General features: G+C 72.8%; 3 protein-coding genes. 2 read left to right on the forward strand and 1 reads right to left on the reverse strand.

What is annotated here, in order from left to right:
• Positions 1–235 (forward strand): hypothetical protein (locus tag HGA02_RS16865; RefSeq protein ID WP_210728729.1); only part of this gene is annotated, 235 nt, incomplete at its 5' end.
• Entirely contained in the window at positions 232–1,878 is a 1,647-nt protein-coding gene (locus HGA02_RS16870) for a DNA repair helicase XPB (protein WP_168680314.1), read from the forward strand. The genes HGA02_RS16865 and HGA02_RS16870, both read left to right, overlap by 4 nt.
• A 200-nt stretch (positions 1,879–2,078) precedes the next feature.
• On the opposite strand, the gene HGA02_RS16875 is transcribed toward HGA02_RS16870, so the two are convergent.
• On the reverse strand, positions 2,079–2,301 hold a 223-nt coding region (locus tag HGA02_RS16875), incomplete at its 5' end, for a hypothetical protein (protein WP_168680316.1).

Here is a 2,301-nt window from a genome sequence, read left to right on the forward strand (position 1 = left end):
CGCGGAGCGCTCGACCGTCTGGGTCGAGCTCGTCGGGTCGCAGGGCGTCCCGGAGCGGCGGCTGCTGCGACCGGTGCACGTCGAGGGGGGGCGGCTGCGGGCCGTCGACCCGGCGCGCGAGGCGGAGCTGACCGTCGCGGTGCACCGCATCGCGTCCGTCCAGCGCGCCGACGACGACCCGCCCGGCACCCCGGGCGACACCACTGCCGCCGACGAGGCGAAGGAGACCACGTGACGAACGGCCCGCTGATCGTGCAGAGCGACAAGACGCTCCTGCTCGAGGTCGACCACGACCAGGCCGACGCCTGCCGGCGGGCCATCGCCCCCTTCGCCGAGCTCGAGCGCGCCCCCGAGCACGTGCACACCTACCGGCTGACGCCGCTCGGCCTGTGGAACGCGCGCGCCGCCGGGCACGACGCCGAGCAGGTCGTCGACGTGCTCCTGGAGTACTCGCGGTACCCGGTGCCGCACGCGCTGCTCGTCGACGTCGCGGAGACCATGTCGCGGTACGGGCGGCTGCAGCTCGTCCAGCACCCCGTGCACGGCCTCGTCCTGCACGCGCTCGACGCCGCGGTGCTCGCCGAGGTGCTGCGGTCCAAGCGCACCGCCGGGCTGCTGGGGGCGCGCCTCGACGACACGGACGTCGTCGTGCACCCGTCGGAGCGCGGGCACCTCAAGCAGGTGCTGCTCAAGCTCGGCTGGCCCGCCGAGGACCTCGCGGGCTACGTCGACGGCGAGGCGCACCAGATCGACCTCGCGCAGGACGGCTGGCACCTGCGCCCCTACCAGGAGCACGCGGTCGAGTCGTTCTGGCACGGCGGGTCCGGCGTCGTCGTCCTCCCCTGCGGTGCGGGCAAGACGCTCGTCGGCGCCGGTGCGATGGCGAAGTCGTCGACGACGACGCTCATCCTCGTCACCAACACCGTGTCCGCGCGGCAGTGGCGCGACGAGCTCGTGAAGCGCACTTCGCTCACCGAGGACGAGATCGGCGAGTACTCGGGCGCCCGCAAGGAGATCCGCCCGGTCACCATCGCGACCTACCAGGTGCTCACGACCAAGCGGAAGGGCGTCTACACGCACCTCGAGCTGCTCGACGCACGCGACTGGGGCCTGGTCGTCTACGACGAGGTCCACCTGCTGCCCGCACCGATCTTCCGCATGACGGCCGACCTGCAGGCCCGCCGCCGCCTCGGCCTGACCGCGACGCTCGTCCGCGAGGACGGCCGTGAGGACGAGGTGTTCAGCCTCATCGGCCCCAAGCGGTTCGACGCGCCCTGGAAGGACATCGAGGCGCAGGGCTACATCGCGCCCGCCGACTGCATCGAGGTCCGCCTCACGCTGCCCGACCACGAGCGCATGCTCTACGCGACCGCCGAGCCCGAGGACAAGTACCGCCTCGCCGCGACCGCCGCCGGGAAGAACCGCGTCGTCGAGCGGCTCGTCGCGCAGCACGAGGGCGACCAGGTGCTCGTCATCGGCCAGTACCTCGACCAGCTGCACGAGCTCGCCGAGCACATCGACGCCGACCTCATCACGGGCGAGACGCCCGTCCGCGAGCGGCAGCGGCTGTTCGACGCGTTCCGCGCCGGCGAGATCCACAAGCTCGTCGTGAGCAAGGTCGCGAACTTCTCGATCGACCTGCCCGAGGCGTCCGTCGCGATCCAGGTGTCGGGGTCGTTCGGGTCCCGGCAGGAGGAGGCGCAGCGCCTCGGCCGGATCATGCGCCCCAAGTCCGACGGCAAGACCGCGCACTTCTACACCGTCGTCGCGCGCGACACCGTCGACCAGGAGTTCGCGGCCCACCGCCAGCGCTTCCTGGCGGAGCAGGGCTACGCCTACTCCATCGTCGACGCGGAGGATCTCGACGTAGCGCAGTGAGGCGTGGGGGCGGCCGCCGGCCGCACCCGCGCCTCACGGAGCGCAGTCGAGATCCGACCACAAGCACAGGGATCTCGACGTCGCGCAGTAGATCGTGAGGGCGGCCGGAGGCCGCACTCGCGATCTCCGGAGCGCAGTCCAGGTCCGACCACAAGCACAGGGACCTGGACCCGACCTGTCGGCAGGGAACCGTCCCGACCTCAGCCCCGCGCGACGCCCCCGTCGCCCGTGACCCACGACAGCCACCGCACCACCTGCGACCGCATGAGCGCGCGGACGTTCTCCCCGAGGTCCCACATCGCGGGCCCGACGCGCGCGGCGTCGTGCGCCCAGCCGGGTGCCGATCCGGTCCACCAGGCGGCGACGGCGTCCCGCTGCCAGACGAGGCGTGCGGCGACGTCCGTCCGGGCGCGCTCGACGGCG

It is taken from the genome of Cellulomonas septica (assembly GCF_012396155.1).
Taxonomy (GTDB): Bacteria; Actinomycetota; Actinomycetes; order Actinomycetales; family Cellulomonadaceae; genus Cellulomonas; species Cellulomonas septica.